Genomic DNA, 23,424 nt, shown 5'->3' with positions numbered 1-23,424 from the left:
GCCATGGCCTTCGTCGAACCCGTCACCCTGAAGTCCCGCGGCATCGCGCTGGTGCCGCTGGCGCTGTCGCATGAAGACGGCCTGCGCGCCGCCGCGGCCGACGGCGAACTGTGGACGCTGCGCGTGACCTCGGTGCCCGAGCCGCAGGACACGCGCGCCTACATCGAGACTGCCTTGCAGATGCGCGAGGCCGGCAACCGCTTCGCCTTTGCCGTGACCGACGAGGCCACCGGCACCGTGCTCGGCTGCACCAGCTTCCACGACATCCTGCCGGCCGTGAAGCGGGTGGAGATCGGCTACACCTGGTACGCCGCGCGCTGCCAGCGCACCCATGTCAACACCACCTGCAAGCTGCTGATGCTCACGCATGCCTTCGACACGCTGGGCTGCCGCACCGTGGGCTGGCGCACCGACAACTTCAACTTCGCCTCGCAGCGCGCCATCGAGCGCCTGGGCGCGAAGAAGGACGGCGTGATCCGCGGCAACGCGCTGCGGCGCGACGGCACGGTGCGCGACACCGTGATGTACAGCCTCGGCGCGGGCGAATGGCCCGAAATCAAGGCGCAGCTGCTGTACCTGCTCGACAGGCCGCGTCCTGCAACCCATACCAAGGAGTGAGCTGCGATGCTGATCGACTTCTTCTACACCCTGCGCGCGGCCAAGCTGCCGGTGTCGGTCAAGGAATACCTGACGCTGCTCGAGGCGCTGCAGTCCGACGTGGTCGGGCCCAACTCCGATGACGCCTACGGCATGGACGACTTCTATTACCTGAGCCGCACGGCGCTGGTGAAGGACGAGAAGCACTACGACAAGTTCGACCGCGCCTTCGCCGGCTACTTCAAGGGCGTGGAGATGCTCACGGACTTCACCAAGGAAGTCCCGCTCGACTGGCTGCGCAAGACGCTGGAGCGCGAGTTCAGCGCCGAAGAGAAGGCCAAGATCGAGAAGATGGGCTGGGACGAGCTCATGGACACCTTGAAGAAGCGCTTCGAGGAGCAGAAGGAACGCCACCAGGGCGGCAACAAGTGGATCGGCACGGGCGGCACCTCGCCCTTCGGCCACGGCGGCTACAACCCGCAAGGCATCCGCATCGGCGGCGCCGGCAAGAACAAGAGCGCGGTCAAGGTCTGGGACCAGCGCGCCTACAAGGACTACGACGACACGCAGGAACTGGGCACGCGCAACATCAAGGTCGCGCTGCGGCGCCTGCGCAAGTTCGCGCGCGAGGGCAACATCGAGGAACTGGACCTCGACGAGACCATTGCCAAGACCGCGGCCAATGCCGGCTACCTCGACATCAAGATGCGGCCCGAGCGCCACAACAACGTCAAGGTGCTGCTGCTGATGGACGTGGGCGGCACCATGGACGAGCACATCCAGCGCGTCGAGGAGCTGTTCTCGGCCGTCAAGACCGAGTTCAAGCACCTGGAGTTCTACTACTTCCACAACTGCGTCTACGACTTCATGTGGAAGAACAACAAGCGCCGCTTCTCGGAGAAGTTCGCGACCTGGGACATCCTGCGCAAGTACAACAAGGACTACAAGCTGATCTTCGTGGGCGACGCGACCATGAGCCCCTACGAGATCCTGCAGCCCGGCGGCAGCGTGGAATACAACAACGAGGAAGCCGGCGCCGAGTGGCTGCAGCGCCTCACGCACAGCTTTCCCAAGTTCGCCTGGATCAATCCCGAGCCGCAGGGCGTGTGGCAGTACCGCCAGAGCATCTCGGTGGTGCAGCAGCTGATGTCCAACCGCATGTACCCGCTGACGCTCAAGGGCCTCGAGGAAGCCATGCGCATGCTGTCCAAGTAGGACGCCGCCCCCTCTTCGCGTACCACCCCCGGCGCGCGCCGGGACGGCCATGGCTTGATGTCAGAATGGGGCCGATGGTCAGGGTGGTCCTCTTCAAAACGCCGGCGCGCATGCCGGCGTTGCTTCTTGCAAGCGTCCTTCTTCTTTTGCAAGGGTGCAGCTTGCTGCCATCCAAAAAAGACGCCACGGAGGACGGCACGCAGGCCGTCACGGCCGACAGCTCGGTTTCGTCCGGCGCAACCGATGCCGCGGAGAAGCGAGAAGCCTTCACGCTGGAAGTGCACGGCCCCGACGCGGTGCGCGACTACCTGGCGCTGCACCTCGAGATCCAGCGTTACACCCGCCTGCCCGACCTCGGTGCCACCGAGCTGTCGCGCCTGATGGTGGCGGCCGAGGCCAACGCGCGCGAGCTGCTGGCCACGTTGGGCTACTTCACGCCGACGCTCACGCTCGAGCTCAAGGAAACCCCCGAAGAGAAGACACCGCGCAAGGTCGTGGTGACGGTCGAGCCGGGCGAGGCCACGCGCGTGAAGGCGGTGGACATCCGCTTCAGCGACGCGATCGCCGCCGACCCGCGCGCCGCGGCGCAGCGCGAGGCGATCCAGTCGGCCTGGACGCTGCAGAGCGGCCAGCTGTTCACCCAGCAGGCCTGGGACAACGCCAAGGCCGTCGGCCTGCGCAGCCTGACGTCCAAACGCTACGCCACGGGCAGCATCGCCAACAGCCGCGCGAACATCGATGCCGACCGCGGCGAGGCGCAGCTGGGCATCACCTACGCCTCGGGCCCGGCCTACCGCTTCGGCCCGGTCGACGTGCGCGGCGCCCAACGCTACGACGCCGACGGCGCGCGCCGCATCGCCCGCGTGCCCACCGGCGCCGACTACGACCAGCAGAAGCTGCTCGACGCCCAGCAGCGGCTGGCCAGCAGCGGCTACTACGACTCGGTCTTCCTCACGCTCGACACCGACGGCACCGACCCGCAGGCCGCGCCCGTCATCGCGCAGGTGCGCGAGGCGCCACTGCAGAAGGTGGTGCTGGGGGCCGGCTTCACCACCGACGGCGGGCCGCGCCTGTCGATCGACCATGTGCACAACCAGATGCCGTTGCTCGGATGGCGCGCGGTGTCCAAGCTGTCGGTCGACCGCGAGACCCAGTCGCTGGGCACCGACTGGAACGGCATCCCCGGCGACGACGGCTGGCGCTGGTTCGGCTCCGGCCTGCTCAAGCGCGAAGTCTCGGGCACCTACGACGTCGACAGCGGACGGCTGCGCGCCGGCCGCGGCCGCACCGGCGACCGCATCGACCGCAGCCTGTTCCTGCAGTACGACTACGCGACCAACCGCGGCGACGGCGCACCGCCCTCGGCCTCGGCCATCAGCGCCAACTGGACCTGGACCGGCCGCTACTTCGACAGCAACGACGCGCCCTCGCGCGGCCAGGGGCTGGCGCTCGAGCTCGGCCTGGGCCAGACGCTGATCGGCGAACGCGCGCCCTTCGTGCGCAGCTATGCGCGCTGGCTCGGCATCCTGCCGCTGGGCAAGGTGCAGGGCACCGACGGCACCCAGGCGCGCAGCAGCCGGCTGCAGTTCCGCGCCGAGGCCGGCGCCGTGGTCGCCAAGGACAGCGCGCAGATCCCGTCCACGCTGATGTTCCTGACCGGCGGCGACACCACGGTGCGCGGCTACAGCTATCGCCAGATCGGCACCGAGCGCGCCGACGGCACCATCGTGGCCGGTCGCTACATGGGCGTGGCCAGCGTCGAATGGCAGCGCCCGATCGTCTGGAACGGCAAGCTCAGCGACTGGGAAAGCGCGGCATTCGTCGATGCCGGTTCGGTGGCCGACCAGGTCGGCGATCTCAAGGCCAAGGTCGGCGTGGGCGTGGGTGCGCGCTGGCGCAGCCCGGTCGGCCCGGTGCAGGCCGACGTGGCCTACGGCGTCGACGTGAAGAAGTTCAGGCTGCACCTGCGGCTGGGCTTCACTTTCTAGGCACATCGTCGGCATGGCATCGAACGCAACTCCCGCACCCACGCCCTCGCCGGTCGTCGCGGCGCCGCCGCGCCGTTCGCGCACGCGCCGCGTGCTGCGCGCCGCGGCCTGGAGCGTCGGCGCGCTGGTCGCCTTGCTGGTGCTGGTCGTCGCGGCCGGCTGGTGGTGGCTGGGCTCCGACCAGTCGCTGGCCTTTGCGATCTCCAAGGCCGCGCGCTACATGCCGGCCGGCCAGACGCTGCAGAGTCGCGAGGTCAGCGGCTCGCTGCGCACCGGCGGGCGCATCGGCTTCCTGCAGTGGCAGAGCCCCACGCTGTCGGTCGAGGTGCACGACGCCACCATCGGCTGGACGCTCAAGCCGCTGTTCCAGCGCAAGGTGCAGCTCGGCGAAGTGCACGCCACGCAGGTGCTGATCGAGCGCCGCGGCCCGCCGCCCGAGAAGACCGATGAACCGCTGCAGCCGCTCGAGCAGCTGGTGCTGCCGGTCGATGTCGACCTGCCCTTCCGCATCGACACCGTGCGCTGGGCCGGCCCGCCCGTGGTGGAGGTCAAGAACCTGGCCGGCCGCTACGGCTACGCCCAGCGCCAGCATGCGCTGACCGTCGACGGCGTGGACGTCGCCGACGGCCACTACAGCGCGCGCGTCGGCCTGCAGGGCGACGCGCCGATGGCCATCGACGCCGCGCTCGAAGGCAAGGTGCGCGCGCCGCTGGCCGAAGACCGCGCCATCGAAGTCCAGGCCCAGGCCAGCGTCAAGGGCACGCTGGCCGGCAGCGCGGCGCGCCTGGCCATCACGGCCGAACTGCAGCCCACCGAACAGGACGAGAAGAACCCGATGCAGGCCCAGCTGCGCGCCAACATCGCGCCCTGGCTGCCGCAGCCGGTGGTCGATGCCGACGCCGACCTGCGCAACGTCGACCTGGCCCGGCTCTGGCCCACCGCCCCCGCCACGCTGCTGAGCGGCACCGTGCAGGCCGGCCCGGGCGCGGCCGGCAGCGACGTGCAATGGCAGGCCAGCGCCGACATCCGCAACGCCCTGCCCGGCCCTTGGGACGAAGGCCGGCTGCCGCTGGAGCAGGTCGAGGCCCGCACCAGTTTCGATGGCAACACCTGGACCGTGCCGGCCGCCACAGTGCGCACCGGCGGTGGCCGCATCGACGCCGAAGGCGAATGGCGCGCCGCGCCCGCGCCCTGGCAGGTGACGGCCACCGTGCGCGGCGTGCAGCCCGGCGGCCTGCACACGCAGCTGGCAGGCGCGCCCGTGGGCGGCCGCATCCAGGTCGAGCAACGCGACGAGGCCTTGCGCTTCGACGTGGCACTGCAGGCCCAGGGCAACGGCGGCAGCCGCGCGCTGCAAGGCCTGCGCCTCGACCGCGTGAACGCCCAAGGACAGTGGAAAGACCAGGTGCTCGACCTGCGCACGCTGCGCATCGAGGCCGCGCAAGCCAGCGTCGCCGGCCAGCTGCAGGCCCGCATCGCCGAGCGCGCCGGCAGCGGTGACCTGAAAGTGGTGCTGCCCGGCGGCCAGGCGCAGGTCAACGGCCGCATGGGCCCGGCACAGGGTCGCGGCGAGCTCACGGCGCAGGTCGACGACGCGGCCGCGCTGCAGCGCTGGGTCGAGAAGCTGCCCGGCCTGTCCACGGTTTTCGCGGGCGCAAGCGCCCAGGGCAACGCCCGCTTCGATGCCCGCTGGAACGGCGGCTGGGAGGCCGTGCAGCGGCGCCTGCAGAACGCGGCCGCGCCGGCGCCACGCGGCAGCGTCGAGCCGACCGTGCAGGCCACGCTGGCCGTGCCGCGGCTCGACCTGCGACTGCCGGCCGCGGCCGTCCCCGCGGGCGCGGTGCCGGCGCCACCCGACGCGCCGATCCAGCTGCGCGGCCTGCGCGCCGAACTGGGCGGCAGCCTGGCGCAGGCCACGCTCTCGGTGCAGGGCGAGGCCCTGCGCGGCACCCAGAAACTCACGCTCGACACCCGCGCCAGCGGCGCGCTCGAAGGCCCGGGCCGCTGGCGCGCGGCGCTGGCGAGCCTGCGCGTGCAGGCCCAGGACAGCACCCGCCCCGGCCCCTGGACCGTGGCGCTCAGCGCGCCGCTCAGCGCCAACGTACGCAGCGTGGCCAGCGGCCTCGAGATCGACACCTCGGCCGGCGGCGCCACACTGCAGGGCCCGGTGGCCGGCACGGTGCGGTTCGACTGGGAGCCGGTGCGCTTCCGCCAGACCGGCAGCGGCACGCAACAGGGCATCCGCGTGCAGACCAAGGGCCGCATGCAGGGCCTGCCGATGGCCTGGGCCGAGGCGCTGGACAACAACAGCTCGCTCGCGAGCCTGGGCCTGAGCGGCGACCTGCTGTTCAACGGCGACTGGGACATCGAGGCCGGCGACGCACTGCGCGCCAGCGTGCGGCTCGCGCGCCAGAGCGGCGACATCCGCGTGCAGGCCGGCGAAGCCGCGCTGGTCACCCGCATCGAGAGCCGCGGCACCGGCACCAAGAGCGAGATCAAGATGGTGTCGGGCAGCACCAACGTCGACAGCCCCAGCACCCCGGCCGGACTGCGGCAGGCCGAGCTGCGCATCGAAGCGCAGGGCGAGGAAGTGCGCGCCGACCTGGTCTGGGACAGCGAACGCGCCGGCAACATCCGCGCCGACGCGCGCACCCGCGTGGCGCAGCGCGACGGCGGCTGGCAATGGGCCGAGGACGCCCCGCTCAACGGCAGCGTCAAGGCCCGCATGCCGAGCCTGGGCGTGTGGTCGATGCTCGCGCCGCCGGGCTGGCGCATCGCCGGCACGCTCGAGGCCGACGCCGCGCTCTCGGGCAACCGCGCCGCGCCGCGCTGGAACGGCACGCTGACAGCCGACCAGCTGGCGCTGCGCGCGCCGGTCGAAGGGCTGGACCTGCGCGACGGCCGGCTGCGTGCCACCTTGGGCGGCGACCGCGTCGACATCACCGACTTCACGCTCAAGGGCGGCCGCGGCAACAGCGCGCGCATCGCCGGGCAGAGCGGCAACCTCAGCACCACCTCGAGCGAGGCCGCACGCGACGGCGGCACGCTCACGGGCCGCGGCGAGATGCGCTGGGGCCAGGCCTCTTCCGCTGGCGGCTCGGGCATCCGGATGGCCATGCAGGCCCAGCTGCGCAGCCTGCGCGTGCTGGTGCGCACCGACCGCCAGGTCACGCTGTCGGGCGACCTGCAGGCGCGCCTGGACGACGGCCAGTTCACGCTGCGCGGCAAGCTCGAGACCGAACGCGCCGTGATCATCCTGCCCGACGAGAGCGCGCCCAGCCTGGGCACCGACGTGGTGGTGCGCTCGGCCGCCAAGGACCGCGAGACGGCGGCCGAAGCGCAGCGCGAGGCTGCGCAGAACAGTGCGCAGGCGGCCAAGCCGCAGACTGCCAAGCCCTTCGACGTGGCCGTGACCTTCGACCTCGGCAAGGACTTCGCGGTGCAGGGTCGCGGCATCACGACCCGGCTCGAAGGCCAGCTCGACATCCGCAGCACCTCGCTGAGCGCCCCCCCGCGCGTGACCGGCGAAGTGCGCACCGTCAAGGGCCAGTACCGCGCCTATGGCCAGCAGCTCGACGTCGAGACCGGTCTCGCACGCTTCAACGGCCCGATGGACAACCCCGCGCTCGACATCCTCGCGATCCGGCCCAACATCTCGCAGCGCGCGGGCGTGCAGGTCTCGGGCACCGCCCAGGTGCCGCGCGTCAAGCTCTACTCGGAGCCCGCGCTGTCGGATGCGGAAACCCTGTCGTGGGTGATCCTGGGCCGTGCCTCGGTGGGCAACGGCGGCGAATCGATCCTGATGCAGCAGGCCGCGCTGGCGCTGCTGGGCGGCCTGGGCAAGGGCGGATCGGGCGGCAGCCTGGCCAGCCGGCTGGGCCTCGACGAGATCGGCTTCAAGGGCCCGGGCAGCGGCGGCGAGCTGCGCGAATCCGCGGTCACGGTGGGCAAGCGGCTGTCGAAGGATTTCTACGTCACCTACGAAAGCAGCCTGACCGGCGTGCTCGGCACCCTCTTCATCTTCTACGACCTGACCCAGCGCCTCACGCTGCGCGGCCAGGCCGGCGTCCAGAGCGGCGTGGACCTGATCTACACGCTCAAGTACGACTGAGTCCCTCTGCTACAGTCGCCGGGCTGCCCACCGTCCTCGTAGTTCAATGGATAGAACGGGGTCCTCCTAAGACTCAGATACAGGTTCGATTCCTGTCGAGGGCACCAGCCAGTGCTTGACTTATTGACGCCGACTGACAACCAGGCCCGCACCGGGACCAACGGAGTTTTCATGGACTTCCGCGACAGTAGGCCTTCCGACACGCGGGCCGATGCCGTTGCCTGCGGCGGAATGACAGCCTTGGCTCACAAGTCAGGGTTGCGATTGCAGTTTCACTGCGGCACCGATCGCGACGGTCGCTACACGCAGCGAAAGCTCAGATCGACCCGCGGGTAGTTTCCAAAGATGTACGGACCCTTGGTCTCTTCATAGCCGACGACCGCGAAGTCTTTCTGCGCGGCCCCGCAATGCGCAGCGGCCTCCTGGAAGGCTTCGGCCTTGAGATTGCCAAGCCCTGGAAAGCCTGTGGCTTGCTGCTTGGTGATCGACAGCAGCCCTCGGCCCATAGGGACCACTCCAGAGTTGGAAGCACAGCCTGCAAGAAGCGCTGCGGCAATGGCCAGAGAGAGTCCGGAGGCCTTCATGTTCAACATCCGCTGTAGTTCTTGCGCCCGCTGGCCGTGATCGTGTAGGTGCCGCCCCTCGGTCCCGTGTAGCAGGTCTGGCTGCCAGTGGCACGAGGCGCTGCGGAGGCCGCCAACGAAGAGGCCTGAGGCGCCGCATACGCCGCTCTTGGAGCGGCGGAGCCGCCGTAGGCCGTGCCAGCGCCGGAGCGCGCTCCGTTCGCCGCACGCAGGCATTCAAGCCGCTTGCTCGCCGGCTCCATGGCATTGCAGGCCTCGAGCAGGATCGAAGGCGTCTGCGCGGCGACGCCGCCCGCAGCGAAAGCAGCAAGGAGCACGGCTGCACCGAGTCCCGACCGCCGCCGTGACGACCGAGCGCCAAAAGACGCCATGGGCATGGCAAGTCTTCGCGTACTCATTGCAATGGCTGCCTGCTCGGCGTTGCCAACAGAACTGCCGACCTTGCTTGAGACGCCATTCCGCAAAGGACGGTCAGGCCCATGTCCGTCGATGCGCGACATCACGTACGCCCCGCGCGCTTATCGGCCCAGCTGGCGCATTTGCCGTTCTTCAAGCGGTAGCCGGGACCGCCTCGGGAGCCGCATCCCGAGTCGGAAGGAGATGAACCAGGGCTGCCGCCATTCGTCGTCCCGTTAGTGACCGTGCCGGTGGTCACTGGAGGCGTGAAGCCACTCTTCTTGCCACTGAAGATCAGGCCGTTGCTGCGCGCGTTGTTCAGCGCTGCGCCATAGAGCATGCCGGAATCCGGGTCGAGGTAGCCGACGCCCCGCACGGTGTCCGTACCGTTGGCGCAGTTGCCGCCTGCGAAAGTGACTGTCAATGCGAAAGCCGATCCTTCAGACTTCGGTGCCACCTGGCCCGTGTAGGCGCAACCTGAAGCGGAGCGGCCAGAGAGACCTCCCGAGATATCGATCGTCAGACGCGCAGACTCGGTGCCCTGCACAACCGCCGCATTGCCGGTGTAATCGCCGGAGAGGGCCTGAAGGGACGTCCGCTTGTCATACGCCGTGTCATACGTCGAGGTGAAGGAGAACTTTGACCCGGTGCCGTAGTACGTGATGCTTCCGTCCAGGCGACTGCGCGGCGCGTAGTTGGCGTTCACCGTCACGTCGCTGATGGACTTCGCTTCAACGCTGAAATCGCGCCCGTTGGTCGATGTGAAGACGCCGTTGTTCGAAGCGGCGTTGCCTTGTACCGCGCCGGCGATCACGGAGGCATCACCCGCTTTCGTATAGAGAACCCAGTAGGTGCCATCGGCCTGCAGCAGGCCCACCATGTCCCGGCCGGTGGACGTGGTGCCCGCCCACATCCCCTCGGAGCTCGTGGCGTTGAAGGCCGGCGAAGGGCTCGGGGTCGCGACAGGCGCCTGGTCCGAGCCGGCGTCGCCGCCCCCTCCGCCACCACAGGCGCTCAGAGAGAGAAGTACCGCCAGGGAAAGGGCCAGTCGAATCTTGTGCTTCATTGTTTCTCCACGCCCTCCATCGGGCGGGAGAAGTTTGCAATTTGCAACCAAATGTGTCTATCGGGTTTGTACGCGCACTTGGCAATTGTTCCAGCGAAATGGTTTTCCAAGTTTGGGGCCGATCGCTCGAGGCCCATGCCTTCTCAACGCCCAGTTGTGGAACGCGCTGTGGCCGCAGTTGTGAAAACTGCGACAAGGAAGGCGACGCGGATTTTTGTCACCCAGGGGAATGGCGCCGCCGCTCAAGCGGGGCCTGGCGTAAGGGCGGTTCCCCCCTCCTGGATATCCGCAGTGCGCCCGCCAGCGTGTCGATCACGTTCTGGATCGCAGGCCATGCATCGCTGACAACACCATCTTTGTGAGCCAGGACACAAAGACGACACAAATTCAATCGCAACAAAATGAAATAATTCCTACTATTCATTGCTTGTTCACCGTGCCTTTTGCGACGCACCGCCAATGAATTCCACCTCGTTTCAAAGACATGCCCCCGGCAGGGGTGTGCGCCAGGGGAATGAGCCGCATCCTTGAAATGGGGGGCGGCGTTCCTCGGTCCGGGGCGCTTGCGCCGTGACGAAGGCCCACCCCACCGATCTCCTCCCCCCTTTGTGAGAGCGGAGGAACACCGTCCACCAGAAACAGAAGGCATACAACAGGTCCCGCGCATGCCGCCATGCCCAATCGAGACAGCCATGCGATGAGCAGCTCTTCACTTGAATACCCCACCGGGCAACCGCAGCCGGAGGCCACCCTTGATGCGACTCGACCGATTGGCCAGCCTTTGGCTCCGATGCACCGTGTGTCGGACCGAAGCGTCGCCACGGCGCCCATGCAGCACGCGGTCGATGCATGGGTCGACTCGATGGCGCAGCCCTGCCGATGCGTGTTCGTCTTCATCGGCAACGCGCCGCATCTGGCCGAGGCATTCAGCGAAGGCCTGGCCAGGGCGACTGGCCACGAAGTCCGGCAGCGCCTGATGGCGGTCGCGGCGGCGGCCACCGGCATACAGGTCTTCGAGATGCGCGAGGACTGTTTTCTTCTCTGGTCGCCCGACGCCGAGGCGGGCGGGCGCTATGGCGGATCGCCGAGCGTGAGCGAGAACATCGAGCAGCTGCTGTCGGAAATCTCCGCCGAGCCGGTGCGTTTCGAGGGCGTGGTGGTCTTGCCCGAGCTGCATGCCGGATGGATCGAGGTCTCGGACCCGCGAACCCTGGATGCGGCCGAGATCGACCTGATCCTGTGGACGGCGCAGCAGTCGCCGACCCTCGAGGAGGTCCGCGCGGAGGATTGGCGCGCCGGCTATCGCGCCGACATGGCCATTGCCGTGCGGGCGTGGGAGGCAGCGCGCGCCGGGCGCCTGCAGACGCGCTGGCAACCCGTGGTGGACGTCTATGCCGGCGCTGCCACGCTGTATCGCGAAGGCCGCGTACACCTCGGCCCGACACCCGAGCACCAGGCCTTCCTGGCGCCTGGCGCCTTCATGCCGAGCCTCGAGCGCTTGCGGCTGACGCGCCCTTTCGATCGATGCGTAGCCCATCAGGTGCTCGCGGCCCTGCGTCAACGTCCAGGCGCGAACATGGGCCTGAACCTGTCGGCGCAGAGCGCAAGGCTCGACCATTGGTGGGCCCTGTTCCTGGAAGTCCTGTCGCGCGAACCGCTTCTGGCGAAACGGCTGGTGATCGAGATCGATTGCGCCCGGGCCCAGCTGCAGGACGCCGAGGCCGTCAGGGATTTCTGCCGCTGCCTGGCGGCCTGCGGCTGCCGGATCGCCATGGATGCCTTCGGCGCCGGAGCGGCAGGCCTGACCTTCGTGCAGGCGTGCAAGCCGGACATCATCAAGCTGGAGGCCGCCTTCGTGCGCAGGGCTTGCGAAAACCCCTTCGGCTTCGAGAGCCTGAAGGACATGCTGGCGCTTTGCGCGCGCCTCGCCCAGCGAACGGTCGTGGACGGCATTGATCGGGAGGCGGACCTGCACGTGGCGATGCGTGCCGGGGCCCAGTGGATGCAGGGCTATTACCTGGGCGGCGCCCAGGCGCCCGCTCGACCTCTCGCCACGGCCCCGCACGCAGCCGCGCTTCGGCGTAGCCTACCGTCGACGGACGACACCGCGGATGGCCCCACGGGCTTGGCGAGCGCCGCCGGCGCGGGCTCGGCCAACCGACCGAGGGCCCATCTCCTCTAACCAGGCATTCGGGACGGGCGCCAAGAAAGGGCGCCACCCGGAGAGAACGAAGTTTTGTCACTCCAACGCGCATTGCTGCAAGACGCATGTATCTGCACCCGTTGACTTCCAGCCTGCCCCAATTCGAGCGCGACGATCTGAAGAAGGTCGTGGAGGTCCGATCCTATAAGCGCAGCCAGTACCTGTTGGCCAGCGGGCAAAGGTCGCAGAGCATCTTCTGCGTCGCCACCGGTCTGCTGCGCGTGGCCCTGCATGGTCAGGGGAACCAGGAGGAAGTGACGACGGACTTCATACGGCCCGACGAGTTCTTCTTGCCCCCATCGCTGCGCAACGACGAATTCGAGAGTCCGGCCACCGTCATCGCGGCCTTGCCGACGGTGGTCTATGCGATCCCGCTGCGGCATGTGCGCCTGCTGTGTGCCAGGTACCCCGATCTGCTGATCGGCCTGATGGAGCACGAGTCGCGCCGCATCGGCATCCTGCGCACGCAGCTGCGCCGCGTCACGACCTCGTCGGTCGAGAAGCTCGTGAGCCGCGTGCTGCATGAACTGACGCAGCTCGCGCCTTCCGAGAACGGCGGCTATGACAAGCGCATCACGCAGGCCCTCATCGCCTCGTACGCCGGGATCTCGCGAGAGATGGTGAACAAGACGATGAAGGACATGGAGCACCGGGGACTGGTCACCAAGGACGACCAGGGCGTCCACGTGCCGCCCAGCTTCGCCTCGACCGATTTCGGTGGTCTCCTGCCGGCGGAGCCGGACCTCACCCGGAAGGAAGCGCCGCCGGTCGATCCGGGCTTCGAGATCGACTTCCTGAAGAAGGCGCCCAAGGACTGACGATGACTTCACCCCTGGCCGGCCTGACGATCTGCACCTTTCCACCTTGTCGCACCGCCTGCGCGGTTTTGTTTTTTTATTTCGTATGAGGCTCGTTGAAGCATGAAGATCCTGAAGGCCGGGTGTGCCTGCCGCCCACCGTCGCTCGAACGCCTGGAGCGCAGCCCCTGGATGCGGCTGCTGCCCGGCCTGAGGGCCTACCACTGTCCGAGTTGCGGGCAGAGCTTCCTGGCGTCCAAGCGAGAGGTCACGGACATCATGGTCTCGCACCGCCAGCGGTTGTTCACCCGCAGCCACGAGGCCGCCGACGCGGCGCGTGCCGCATGAACGGCGCCGCCTCCTCATGGCTCACGCAGCGCCGGCCCCCATGAGCCACAGCGACCCCATCCTGAACATCGTCACCATCGCCAATCATGGCGAGGGCCTGATGACGGCGAGCGAAGCGGTCAGGGTGATCGCCGACCTCATCGACCGACTGGATCCATCGTGCGAAGGCGACGCACAGGAGATGGAAGCGCTGCTGCGGATCGGCGCCACCGTGTGGCACCAGCAGTTGCTGCAGCAGCCGTCCGCCAAGGATCCGCGGCCATGCCTGGGCAGCGCCGCCTCGAAGGCAGCGTCGCCCTGACCTCGGGTCCCCTGGTCTCGATGCCCGCCGCGCTCACGGCCTGCCGCGCAGCGGCAGGATGGGAAGGTAGTCGGAGCACTCGATCTCCGCGGTCTGCAGATGGCTGCAGGCGCAGGAAGCATCGATCATGCACAGCGCAAAGGACCTGAAGGTGCGGGTGCTCCGGACCACCGTGGCGCCATGGACGTCGCGAAGGATCCAGGACCAGTGGCCTCCCGCGGTGCGAATGCCGAGCAGTTCCATGCGTCTCATCCCGCCGCGTGTTCGAGCACGCGTGAGGCCTGGGGGGCCGCCACGCCGCGCCGCCCGTCCAGGGACGCGTGCTCCTGGAGGGCGCGGCCCTTCTGCACGGGCGGGTTCCCGTTCTTCTGTGCAATGAGCGCACGCAACGCGTCCACCGAAGCGGGCCGGCCGAACAGCCAGCCCTGCGCGAACTGGACGCCGCTGTCGATCAGGAAATCGGCCTGTGCCTGTGTCTCGACGCCCTCGGCGACCATTTCCAGGTCCAGCGACCGGGCCAATCCGATGATCGCGGCGGCCACTTCCGCAGCCTGGCCGGTCTGCGCCACGGACTGCACGAAGCTGCGGTCGATCTTCAGCAGGTCCACCTCGATGCTGGCCAGCGTGCCGAGGTTGGCATAGCCGGTGCCGAAATCGTCGATGGCCACCCGGAAGCCCAGCGCGCGGATCCGGTCGATGGTTTGGCTCACCTGGGCCTCGAAACTGGTCTCGGTGATCTCGATCCAGAAACTGGTGGCAGGCAGACCGGTCACCCGGAGCAGGCCGGTGAGCAAATCGACGGCATGGTCGGAGCGCAGGTCCGTGGCCGAGAAATTGATGCTCACGTGCAGTTCGGGATGCGTCCGGAGCAGGTCGGCGATGTCCAGCGCCACGAGCTGGACGATGCGGCGTGTCACCACCGGCATGATGCCGGCGCGCTCGGCGGCGACGATGAAGCGCTGGGGCGACACCAGGCCGCCGCCGCGCTTCCAGCGCACCAGCGCTTCGGCACCAATGCAGCGGCCGGTGCGCAGATCGACGATCGGCTGGTACGCCATGTAGACGCGGTCCGTGTAGAGCGCGCGGGTCAGCGACGCGGCGACCGAACTCAGGTTTCGATACGACACGAACAGCAGCAACGCGAGCGACAGGCCCAGCACGGCCCCCAGCGGCAGCAGCGACGCCCTGGCGTCGTCGATGCTGGCCTGTACCCGTGCGGCGGGAAAGTCGATGAACGCGACGTACTCCGAATTCGGCGAGGCGCTGAGCCCCAGCAGCCGGTGGCCATCGAAGGCCGCGGACGCGCCGCCACGCTCGAGGGCCCTGAGCGCACCGAGGTCAAAGGCGCCGCGGCCGAACAGGAGCGGCCCACCATCGCGGATGTAGGCGCCCAGGGAGGCGTCCTGCAGTGTGGCCAGGATCGTCGCGGCCACGCTGCGATGCACGAACACGGCCAGGCCTGCCTCGGACACGACGAAGTACTCCACGCCGTCGACCGCCGGGATCACCACGCGCCGGTGCACCCGCCGGGAGCCTCGCCGGATGACATCGTCGGCAGGCCCGAGCAGCAGGCCGTCCGCGTCGGGGCCGAAGGTCGAGCACAGGATCCGATCGCCGGCCGGGTTCAGGCGCGCGATGGCACCGATGTCGCTGTAGCGCGCGTGAACGGACTGCAGGCGCGAAAGGTCGGCGCTGCCGCAGCTTGTCGTGCTGGCGATGCCGCGGCTGCCTTGCGCCATGGCCGCATCGATCTGCGCGCCGATGCGCTCGGCGCCGCCGCGCACCCCGGCCGCCAGTTCCGCCGCGCGTCGCTCCGCGCGTTGCAGGCCCTGCCGCGACGCCAGCCAGGCCGAGCCGCCCATGCACGCCAGGAAGAGTGCCAGGCAGGCCATGACGATGGGCGCGGGCGCCACGTGACGCAGGCGCAACCAGAGCACCGCGAACTTGCGCGAGCTCTTGCCCCGGGCCAGCCGGCCCGCGTCAGGCGCCGGGATCGAGGCCGATGGCATGGTTCAGTGGAACGAAGGAGGAGAGGAACATGCGAGGCCGCTGCTGCAATGACAAGGACGCCCCGCCAGGCGGGTCGGCATCGGCGAAAGAGGCCGTTCGTCGGGTGGTGTGCACGCGCGTGCGTACGGGCCCGTCTTGCGCCTGGCTTTCAAGAAGATGTCTCAGACCCGGTCCCGACTGCAGTGGGGCGCGCTGCTGTGGCAGGCCGCGCGGGACGGTGCCGCATCCCGCGCATGGCGGTCCCGCACCGTCGCCCGGTCCCTGCGGTCTCGCGGCCGGTGCCGCATGTCACGCCAGCAGGAAGGCTGCGCGCAGGAAGCCGTCGGTGCGACCGTGAAAGGCGAACGGGAGATGACAAGGTGGGCTCCGTACTGGTTGTGGCGGGGAGCGATCCGTCATCGTGGATGTGCGCCCCAAGGCACCGTGCGGCGCTGCGAACCACTGTACGTCTCGCGGCAGCCGAACCTGAGCGACAGACTTTGCAATCCAGTGACGCCGTTCACATCCAGGAACACATCGATGGCGACCCGAAGACAGCGGCCGCTGTCAGGCCGAGACCTGGGCCTCGTACGTCACGCGTTGGTCCGGCCCTGGCAAGACCGCCAGCGCAGGGTCAGGGCGCCGCCGGGCGCCAGCGCAGCACGCACCGGTCCCCGCTCGCGCGGCGCGCGATGGTGACCGCACACAACAGCGGCAGCGTGGGTTGAAGCTGGCGGCGGATGAAGCCGCAGAGGTTCTCGAGCGTCGCGGGCCCCAGGTCGGCGATGTCGTCCAGGAAGCGATGGTCGAGCAGCTCGCGCACCCGGGCCACCTCCTGGCGCACCAGGCCCAGGTCCACGAGCATGCCCGTGGCCGCGTCCGGCACGCCGGCGATCGTGATTTCCGCTTCGTAGGTATGGCCGTGGATGCGCCGGCTGCCGGCGGTTTCCAGCGCGCGGTGCAGGGTGTGCGCGGCTTCGAAGAAGAAGCGCTGCGACAGCTCGCAGCGGGCGTCGTCGAAGGCGGAAGGAATCGTCGTCATCGGATGTCCAGGACCTTGTGCACCTGCACCGACAGGCGCCACTCGGGATGGGCCTGGCAGTACGCGATCGCCGCCCGGGTGTTCTGGCGCTGGAGCGGCCCGTCCATGGGCTGCAGGAGCTGGTGGTCGAAATCGAAGTCGGCCACGTGGTCGGGCAGCAAGCCGGGTTGCGGAAACACCAGCTTGAGCTCGTGGCCCCTGCGCTGCACCCAGTCGGCACCCGCCTTCGGGCTCACGCAGATCCAGTCGATGCCCGGCGGCGCCACGACGGTGCCATTGGTTTCCACCGCGATCTCGAACCCCTGGGCGTGCAGCGCATCGATCAGCGCGGCGTCCACCTGCAGCAACGGTTCGCCGCCGGTCAGCACCACATAGCGGTGGGCGTGGCCCGCCGGCCAGAGGGCCGCGATCCGATCCGCCAGGATCGCGGCATGCGTGAACTTGCCGCCGAGCGTTCCGTCCGTTCCCACGAAATCGGTGTCGCAGAACCGGCAGGTCGCACTTGCGCGATCTTCTTCGCGGCCGTTCCACAGGTTGCATCCGGCAAAGCGACAGAAGACCGCGGGCCTCCCCGAACGCAAGCCCTCGCCTTGCAAGGTGTAGAAAATCTCTTTTACGCTGTACGTCATGGCGTCGGATGCGGATCGCACTCGCCTCGTCTGAATCCCTGATCCGCGAATCCTACGGCACGGCCGCGCAGGCGATCAAAACCCGTGCAACCGAACGTGCACCGCTCACACGGCACAATGGCCTGATGACAGCGATCAGTGAATTGAGTGACGATGATTTGGCGCTTTACGCGCAAGAGTGGCGGCAAAGAGCCCTGAGAGGCGAGAAGACAGCCCGCGGCGTGGCCCATACCCTGGAAGCCGAACTGCGCCAGCGCAGCGGCAGCACGCCCGCCAGTGCCGAAACGCTGGACACGCGGCCAGCCGCCGTGCGTCAGCAGACGCGCCCCTGGTGGAAGTTCTGGTAGCCCGGGCCGACGGACGTCGGACCTGAAGCATCAGCCCCGAACGCTCACTCCTCTTCGACCGCCGCGCCGGGCATGCCGCCCGCGACGCTGACCATGGCCGCGGTCGCGGCCTCACGATCGGAAAAAGTGTTTGCGCTCCTGGCGACGACCTTGCCTTCGGCATCCTTGAGCCCCCAGCTGAAAACCCCGGGGGCGTCCTCTGCAACAAAAAACTCCAATTGATCACTCCGTAGATCCGTGCGTCCGCGCGCTGCGCGGTATCGCTTTCTAAAAAACAGGCGTCCCGGTCTTCCAGGTCCGCCCTCCCTTGCTTTTCAAGCATTCCGGCACATCCGAGGCTGCGTGCGAGCGGCGGCGCGACGATCTGCGTCGGCACGCGAGCAGATTCAGTCAAGCCACCGACTCGAGCCGTCAGCCGTGCGCGCATGCACCCGTCCGCCGAGATCGGTTCAGGCGACGTCACGCCTCTACGTCGAACCTGCCGTTCTGGATGCAGTGTGCGATGAGTTCTTTGTGCCGAACGGTCAAAAATTCGTAACCATCTGCACCAGGTTCCGGCAACGGTGTGCGGCAGAATGAATCCCGATGCGGCCGTGGCCTCGGGCCTGCCGGGCTGCCCGCAGCCCTTCCCGCTTCCTTCACGCCATGCCGACGCGCCCGATGAAAAGCTCCGCAGTCCTTCTGTTGCCCGTCCTGTCGCTCCTGATGCTGACCGGCTGCGCCCTGCCCGCTTCCACCGGCGTGATACGCCTCGGCGACGGCGTGTTGCAGGCTCAGAATCCGGAAGAAGCCGAAACCTTCTGCAGGACGACCGGCGACCCGATCCGCCTGCTCGAGCTTCCCGGCACGCCGGCGCACAGGGTCCGCTTCCGATGCGACTGAACGGCATGCCGCGGATGCACCACGCGGTGCATGCCGCCCCACCATGGCGCTGAAAGGCCTGTTGTTCGCCGTGGCCGGGCAGATCTGCGGGCTCGGCATGATCGTGAGCGTGGCACGCCCGCAATGGTTTCGCATCAACGGTGCCGTTCCCTCGCGCTGGAAGATCGGCGGCGCCTGGTTTGCATTGGCCCTGGTCTGCGCCATCGGCGCGCTGGCCAACGGCTTCGAGCCGGAGCCGGCACCGACCGAGTGGGTGGAGACCACGACGGTCGAGCCCGCCTCCATGGACATCGCGCTGCCCGTCGAGATCGACCCCTCGCCCGGCATCCAGGATGCAAGCCGCCCTGCCGAGCCCGAACCCGTGGACCCGCCACCGCCGCCACCCCCACCGCCGCCGCGTCGGGCGATCCGGCACTGACACAGGCGCATCACGCGCCGGTGTCGCTCAGGCGCGATGGCTGTGCGCTGACACGGCACACGGTCCGCAGACACGATGCTCCCGCGCATGACCACCTTCTTCGCCACCGTCCTCGCCGCGCTTGCCGCGGCGGTCGTCTTCACGCTGGCGATTCCGGCCGATGCGGCGACGGCGGACTGGGAACTCCCCTTCGCGAGCACGCGCTGAGCGTGGCCATGGCACCGGCCCGCTGTAGGCAGCGGACCACGCGCCCGACCTGACTTTTCTCGCAATGTCCGCCAGCACGCAGCCCCTACGCTGAAGCTTCACTGACTCAACTGGGAGACCGTCATGAAAAGCATCATTCTTTGGCTCTGCGGTGTGCCGATCGTGGCGATCATTGCCCTGAAGATTTTTGGAATTCTTTGAACCGATCCGTATCCAATTTCCGGATCCTCCTCGCGGCGCCCGAAAGGCGCCGTTCTACAGCGCCCTTCGGGGCGCTTTTTTTGCGCCTCGCCAGGGCGTCGATGTGTAGTCTAGCGAACGCTGCGACCGCCGGTCTGTTCGAACACCAGCACCGCCGCCGCCAGATCCTCGAGCGCGGTGCCGACCGACTTGAAGACCGTGCGGCCTGCGCCGTCGCCGCGACCCGGCACCGTGCCGCGCGTCAGGTCGGCCAGCGTGCCGGCGACATCGGCCGCCGCGAAGACCCCGCGCGCCATCGGCCCCAGCAGTTCGCCGCTTTTCTGCAGCGCCTCGGGCGTGTCGACATAGAGCTGCGCACCGTCGCCGAAGCAGGCGTCGTCGGCCTCGCGCATGGCCGGCGTGAAGCTGCCGATCAGGTCGAGATGGGCATGCGGCGCCAGCCAGGCGCCCTGCACCACCGGCGCGGTGGCCAGCGTGGCGCAACTCACGATGTCGGCCTGCGCCACGGCCGCGGGCAGGTCGTCCGCGACCTCGGCATCGATGCCCTGGGCGCGCCAACGCGCGACCAGCGCGGTGGCCTGGGCAGCGTTGCGGGCCCACACCCGGACCGCCTCCAGCGGCCGCACGGCGCGATAGGCCGCAGGCAACAGCTCGGCCACGCGGCCCGCACCGATCACCAGCAGGTGCCGCGCGTCGGGCGGCGCCAGGTACGACGCGGCCAGCGCCGACGCGGCGGCGGTCCGGCGCGAGGTGATCTCGTCGCCATCGATCTGCGCCAGCGGCACACCGGTCTGTGCGTCGTAGAGCACATAGGTCGAATGCAGCCCCGGCAGGCCGCGCGCCGCATTGCCCGGGAAGATGGCGACGGTCTTGATGCCGAGGTAGGCGCCGGTCTGCCAGGCCGGCATGATCAGCACGGTGCCCGCGCTCTCGCCCTGGGGCCCGGGCAGCGCGTGCACGTGGCGCGACGGCACCTCGCAGCCGTTGGCGAACATGGCCGCGAGCGCCGGCACCAGTCGCTCGAAGGACAGTGCCTCGCGCGTGGCGGCGGCGTCGATGAAGCGCATGGCGTTCTCCTGCGTGTCGGAATCGAACTCGGGCCGGCGACCTAGCGCGCCGGCGGCATCGCGTCGCGCAGCGCGACCACGTCGGCATGCAACGACTCGGCCCAGCGGCGCCGGTCGCGCCCGGTCGACGATTGCACCTCGCCGAAACGCACGATGGCCCGCAAGGGCGGCGCCCTGAGGGTGTTCCACAAGGAGTCCACGAGGCTGTCGTCGTCGATGTAGCGCGGCGCCTGACTGATCGCTCCGGTGGCGTCGTCGACGAAGCGCAGCGCGGCCGGCTGCACCGACGCACCGGACACGATGGCCGCCTGCAGCAGGTTGGCATGGAAGGGCAGCACGCCGCGGCCGTCGCTGGTCGTGCCCTCGGGGAAGACCGCGATCAGGTCGCCGTCGCGCAGCGCCTCGGTCATGTGGTGCACCACGCGCAGCGCGTCGCGCCGGCTTTCGCGCTCGATGTAGAGCGTGCCCGCGCCGGTGGCCAGCATGCCGATCAGCGGCCAGCGGTGCACGCCGGCCTTCGACACGAAACGCACATGGCGCGCCGCATGGATGGTCACGATGTCGAGCCAGGACAGGTGGTTGCAGACCAGCAGCAGCGGCCCCTGCGCGGGCACCGTGCCCTCGACCACCAGCCGCACGCCCATGAGTTCGAGCATGCGCGCGGCCCATTGCTGCACGCGCAGGTTGCGCTGGTCCGGCGCGAGCTTCGGGAACACGAAACGGATGGTCCACCAGCCACCCAGCGCATGCGCGATGGCACGCAGCAGTTTCCAGCAGGCGGTGAGCGATCGCATGTGGCGTCTCAGGCCGGGTGCACGATCCGGCCGCCGACCAGCGTGAAGCGCGCCTGGCCGCGCAGCGCATAGCCGGCAAAGGGCGTGTGCTTGCCCTGGCTGCGCAGCGCGTCGGCTTGCACCTGCCACTCCACCGACGGGTCGATCACGCAAAGGTCGGCCGGGCCGCCCGCTGCGAGGCGGCCGATGCCCGGCGCACCGATGCGCTGCGCCGGCGCGGCGCTCACCACCTCGAGTGCGCGCATCAGGCCGGCGCCGCTCCGCTCGCCCCACTGCAGCGCCAGCGGCAGCAGCAGTTCGAGGCCGGTCGCGCCGGGCTCGCTCTCGGCGAAGGGCAGGGTCTTGGCATCGGCTTCGACCGGCGTGTGATCGGACACCAGCGCGTCGATGGTGCCGTCGGCCAGGCCGGCCGAGAGCGCATCGCGGTCGCGCTGCTGGCGCAGCGGCGGGTTGAGGCGGGCGCGGCTGTCGAAGTAGCCGATGTCGTTCTCGGTCAGGTGCAGCGAGTTGATGCTGACGTCGCAGCTCACGGGCAGGCCTTCGGCCTTGGCCGCGCGCACCAGCGCCACGCCCGCCGCGCTCGACAGGCGGCACAGGTGCACGCGCGCGCCGCTGCTCTTCATGAGCTCGAAGATGGTGAACAGCGCGATGGTCTCGGCCGCCACCGGAACCCCGGACAGGCCCAGCCGCGTGGCCAGCGCCCCGCTGGCCGCCACGCCCTGGCCCAGGTCGCGGTCCTGGGGCCGCAGCCAGACCGTGTAGCCGAAGGTCGCGGCATAGGACAGCGCGCGCTGCAGCACCTGCGTGTTGGTCAGGGGCACGTCGGCCTGGCTGAAGCCGACACAGCCGGCCTCGGTCAGCGCCACCATCTCGGTCAGCACCTCGCCGGCCAGGCCACGCGTGACCGCACCCAGCGGGAACAGCCGCGCGCGCTGCAGTTTCTCGGCGCGGAACTTGAGCATCTCGACCAGGCCGGGCTCGTCGAGCACCGGGTCGGTGTCGGGCGGGCAGACCAGGCTGGTCACACCGCCGGCCACGGCCGCGGCCATTTCGCTGTCGAGCATGCCCTCGTGCTCGTAGCCCGGCTCGCGCAGGCGCGCGGCCAGGTCGACCAGGCCGGGGGCGACGATGCAGCCCGAGGCGTCGAGCGTGCGCTCGGCCCGGAAGCCGGCGGGCGCGGCGCCGATGGAGACGATCCTGCCGTCGGCGATGGCGACATCGGCCAGCTGGTCGAGGCCGGAGGCCGGATCGACGACACGGCCATTCGAAATGAGGACGTTCATGATTCGTTGCCCGCCACGATGCTCATGACCGCCATCCGCACCGCGATCCCGAAAGTGACCTGCGGCAGGATCACGCTCTGCCGGCCGTCGACCACGGCCGAGTCGATCTCGACGCCGCGGTTGATCGGGCCCGGGTGCATCACGATGCAGTCGGGCTTGGCCAGCTGCAGCTTCTCGGGCGTGAGGCCGTAGGTCTTGAAGAACTCCTGGCTCGAGGGCAGCAGCGCGCCGCTCATGCGCTCGTTCTGCAGGCGCAGCATGATGACGACGTCGCAGTCCTTGATGCCTTCCTCGAGCGTGTGGCACACGCGCACGCCCATGCCGGCCATGTCGGCGGGCACCAGCGTCTTGGGGCCGACCACGCGCACCTCGGCGCAGCCCAGCGTGGTGAGCGCATGGATGTCGGAGCGCGCCACGCGCGAGTGCAACACGTCGCCCACGATCGCGACCGTGAGGTTGGCGAAGTCCTTCTTGTAGTGGCGGATCGTGAACATGTCGAGCAGCCCCTGCGTCGGATGCGCGTGGCGGCCGTCGCCGGCATTCACCACGTGCACATGCGGCGCGACATGCTGCGCGATCAGGTAGGGCGCGCCCGACTCGCTGTGGCGCACGACGAAGATGTCGGCCGCCATCGCCGACAGGTTGGCGATGGTGTCGAGCAGCGACTCGCCCTTGCTCGCCGACGAACGCGCGATGTCGAGGTTGAGCACGTCGGCCGACAGCCGCTTGGCCGCGATCTCGAAGGTGGTGCGGGTGCGCGTGCTGTTCTCGAAGAACAGGTTGAACACGCTCTTGCCGCGCAGCAGGGGCACCTTCTTGACTTCACGGTCGCTCACGCTGGTGAAGTTTGCCGCGGTGTCGAGGATGTGCGTGAGGATGCTCTTGGGCAGGCCTTCGATCGACAGCAGGTGGATCAGCTCGCCGTGCTTGTTGAGCTGCGGATTGCGCTTGTAGAGCAC

General features: G+C 69.0%; 22 protein-coding genes and 1 tRNA gene. 12 read left to right on the top strand and 11 right to left on the bottom strand.

Translation table 11 applies throughout. The annotated features are described in order from the left end of the window. Positions 1-3: 3 nt before the first annotated feature. The 5 genes from K0H49_RS14760 (at position 4) to K0H49_RS14740 (ending at position 8,018) form a co-directional block, all read left to right on the top strand. On the top strand, positions 4-618 hold the full coding sequence (locus K0H49_RS14760) for a GNAT family N-acetyltransferase (protein ID WP_219213821.1): 615 nt from the start codon (positions 4-6) through the stop codon (positions 616-618). Positions 619-624: 6 nt separating this feature from the next. Further along, positions 625-1,812, top strand: coding sequence for a vWA domain-containing protein (locus tag K0H49_RS14755; RefSeq protein WP_219213817.1), 1,188 nt, complete (start codon positions 625-627; stop codon positions 1,810-1,812). A gap of 74 nt (positions 1,813-1,886) precedes the next feature. Beyond that, entirely contained in the window at positions 1,887-3,800 is a 1,914-nt protein-coding gene (locus tag K0H49_RS14750; protein ID WP_219213814.1) for an autotransporter assembly complex protein TamA, read from the top strand. 13 nt (positions 3,801-3,813) lie between these two features. Then, positions 3,814-7,911: a translocation/assembly module TamB domain-containing protein gene (locus K0H49_RS14745; RefSeq protein ID WP_219213813.1), complete on the top strand. Its 4,098-nt coding sequence runs from the start codon at positions 3,814-3,816 to the stop codon at positions 7,909-7,911. 32 nt (positions 7,912-7,943) lie between these two features. Beyond that, positions 7,944-8,018 (top strand) — tRNA-Arg (locus tag K0H49_RS14740). Between the two features lie 192 nt (positions 8,019-8,210). Here the strand turns inward: K0H49_RS14740 and K0H49_RS14735 are convergent. Then, entirely contained in the window at positions 8,211-8,495 is a 285-nt protein-coding gene (locus K0H49_RS14735) for a hypothetical protein (protein ID WP_219213809.1), read from the bottom strand. Between the two features lie 499 nt (positions 8,496-8,994). Further along, on the bottom strand, positions 8,995-9,957 hold the full coding sequence (locus K0H49_RS14730; protein WP_219213807.1) for a hypothetical protein: 963 nt from the start codon (positions 9,955-9,957) through the stop codon (positions 8,995-8,997). 697 nt (positions 9,958-10,654) lie between these two features. Here K0H49_RS14730 and K0H49_RS14725 point away from each other — a divergent pair. From K0H49_RS14725 to K0H49_RS14710, 4 genes are all read left to right on the top strand, one after another. Beyond that, positions 10,655-12,139 carry an EAL domain-containing protein gene (locus tag K0H49_RS14725; RefSeq protein ID WP_257624869.1) on the top strand — a complete coding sequence of 495 codons (1,485 nt, stop codon included), beginning with the start codon at positions 10,655-10,657 and terminating at the stop codon, positions 12,137-12,139. Between the two features lie 101 nt (positions 12,140-12,240). Beyond that, a complete protein-coding gene (locus K0H49_RS14720) occupies positions 12,241-12,978 on the top strand; it encodes a Crp/Fnr family transcriptional regulator (RefSeq protein ID WP_257624868.1) in 738 nt (245 codons plus the stop codon). A 102-nt stretch (positions 12,979-13,080) separates the two neighbouring features. Next, complete coding sequence (locus tag K0H49_RS14715; RefSeq protein WP_219213803.1) at positions 13,081-13,305, top strand: hypothetical protein; 225 nt, start codon at positions 13,081-13,083, stop codon at positions 13,303-13,305. Positions 13,306-13,345: 40 nt separating this feature from the next. Continuing rightward, positions 13,346-13,606 carry a hypothetical protein gene (locus tag K0H49_RS14710; protein ID WP_219213801.1) on the top strand — a complete coding sequence of 87 codons (261 nt, stop codon included), beginning with the start codon at positions 13,346-13,348 and terminating at the stop codon, positions 13,604-13,606. A gap of 33 nt (positions 13,607-13,639) precedes the next feature. Here the strand turns inward: K0H49_RS14710 and K0H49_RS14705 are convergent, their stop codons facing one another. The 4 genes from K0H49_RS14705 to queE form a co-directional block, all read right to left on the bottom strand. Continuing rightward, the gene (locus K0H49_RS14705; protein ID WP_219213799.1) at positions 13,640-13,849 is read right to left on the bottom strand and encodes a hypothetical protein; all 210 of its coding nucleotides are present in this window, start codon (positions 13,847-13,849) and stop codon (positions 13,640-13,642) included. Positions 13,850-13,854: 5 nt separating this feature from the next. Next, a complete protein-coding gene (locus K0H49_RS14700; protein ID WP_219213797.1) occupies positions 13,855-15,519 on the bottom strand; it encodes an EAL domain-containing protein in 1,665 nt (554 codons plus the stop codon). Positions 15,520-16,229: 710 nt separating this feature from the next. After that, complete coding sequence (locus tag K0H49_RS14695; RefSeq protein WP_219213795.1) at positions 16,230-16,637, bottom strand: 6-carboxytetrahydropterin synthase; 408 nt, start codon at positions 16,635-16,637, stop codon at positions 16,230-16,232. After that, on the bottom strand, positions 16,634-17,266 hold the full coding sequence (gene queE, locus K0H49_RS14690) for a 7-carboxy-7-deazaguanine synthase (protein WP_219213791.1): 633 nt from the start codon (positions 17,264-17,266) through the stop codon (positions 16,634-16,636). The genes K0H49_RS14695 and queE overlap by 4 nt, the downstream gene beginning before the upstream one ends. Positions 17,267-17,274: 8 nt before the next feature. Between queE and K0H49_RS14685 the strand changes: the two genes are divergently transcribed. Next, on the top strand, positions 17,275-17,613 hold the full coding sequence (locus K0H49_RS14685; protein WP_219213788.1) for a hypothetical protein: 339 nt from the start codon (positions 17,275-17,277) through the stop codon (positions 17,611-17,613). 44 nt (positions 17,614-17,657) lie between these two features. Here K0H49_RS14685 and K0H49_RS14680 read toward each other — a convergent pair whose 3' ends face one another. Further along, positions 17,658-17,831, bottom strand: coding sequence for a DUF1508 domain-containing protein (locus tag K0H49_RS14680; RefSeq protein WP_219213785.1), 174 nt, complete (start codon positions 17,829-17,831; stop codon positions 17,658-17,660). A 442-nt stretch (positions 17,832-18,273) separates the two neighbouring features. Here K0H49_RS14680 and K0H49_RS14675 point away from each other — a divergent pair, with 442 nt between their 5' ends. Together K0H49_RS14675 and K0H49_RS14670 are read left to right on the top strand one after the other, a co-directional pair. After that, positions 18,274-18,495, top strand: a complete 222-nt coding sequence (locus K0H49_RS14675; protein WP_219213782.1) for a hypothetical protein — start codon at positions 18,274-18,276, stop codon at positions 18,493-18,495. 43 nt (positions 18,496-18,538) lie between these two features. Then, positions 18,539-18,913, top strand: coding sequence for a hypothetical protein (locus tag K0H49_RS14670; protein WP_219213779.1), 375 nt, complete (start codon positions 18,539-18,541; stop codon positions 18,911-18,913). A gap of 518 nt (positions 18,914-19,431) precedes the next feature. Here the strand turns inward: K0H49_RS14670 and K0H49_RS14665 are convergent. From K0H49_RS14665 to K0H49_RS14650, 4 genes are read right to left on the bottom strand one after another with little or no spacing between them, the layout of a single operon-like run. Continuing rightward, entirely contained in the window at positions 19,432-20,388 is a 957-nt protein-coding gene (locus K0H49_RS14665; RefSeq protein WP_219213776.1) for an ornithine cyclodeaminase family protein, read from the bottom strand. A gap of 41 nt (positions 20,389-20,429) precedes the next feature. Then, positions 20,430-21,182, bottom strand: a complete 753-nt coding sequence (locus K0H49_RS14660) for a lysophospholipid acyltransferase family protein (RefSeq protein WP_219213773.1) — start codon at positions 21,180-21,182, stop codon at positions 20,430-20,432. 8 nt (positions 21,183-21,190) lie between these two features. Continuing rightward, complete coding sequence (locus tag K0H49_RS14655; RefSeq protein ID WP_219213771.1) at positions 21,191-22,465, bottom strand: dihydroorotase; 1,275 nt, start codon at positions 22,463-22,465, stop codon at positions 21,191-21,193. Then, positions 22,462-23,424 (bottom strand): aspartate carbamoyltransferase catalytic subunit, encoded by a 963-nt coding sequence (locus K0H49_RS14650; RefSeq protein WP_219213770.1) that lies wholly within the window; start codon positions 23,422-23,424, stop codon positions 22,462-22,464. The genes K0H49_RS14655 and K0H49_RS14650 overlap by 4 nt, the downstream gene beginning before the upstream one ends.

The organism is Variovorax boronicumulans, from assembly GCF_019352895.1.
GTDB classification, from domain to species: Bacteria; Pseudomonadota; Gammaproteobacteria; order Burkholderiales; family Burkholderiaceae_C; genus Variovorax; species Variovorax boronicumulans_A.
Note: the sequence above shows the minus strand (reverse complement) of the source record. Positions and strands in the feature narration are given on the sequence as shown.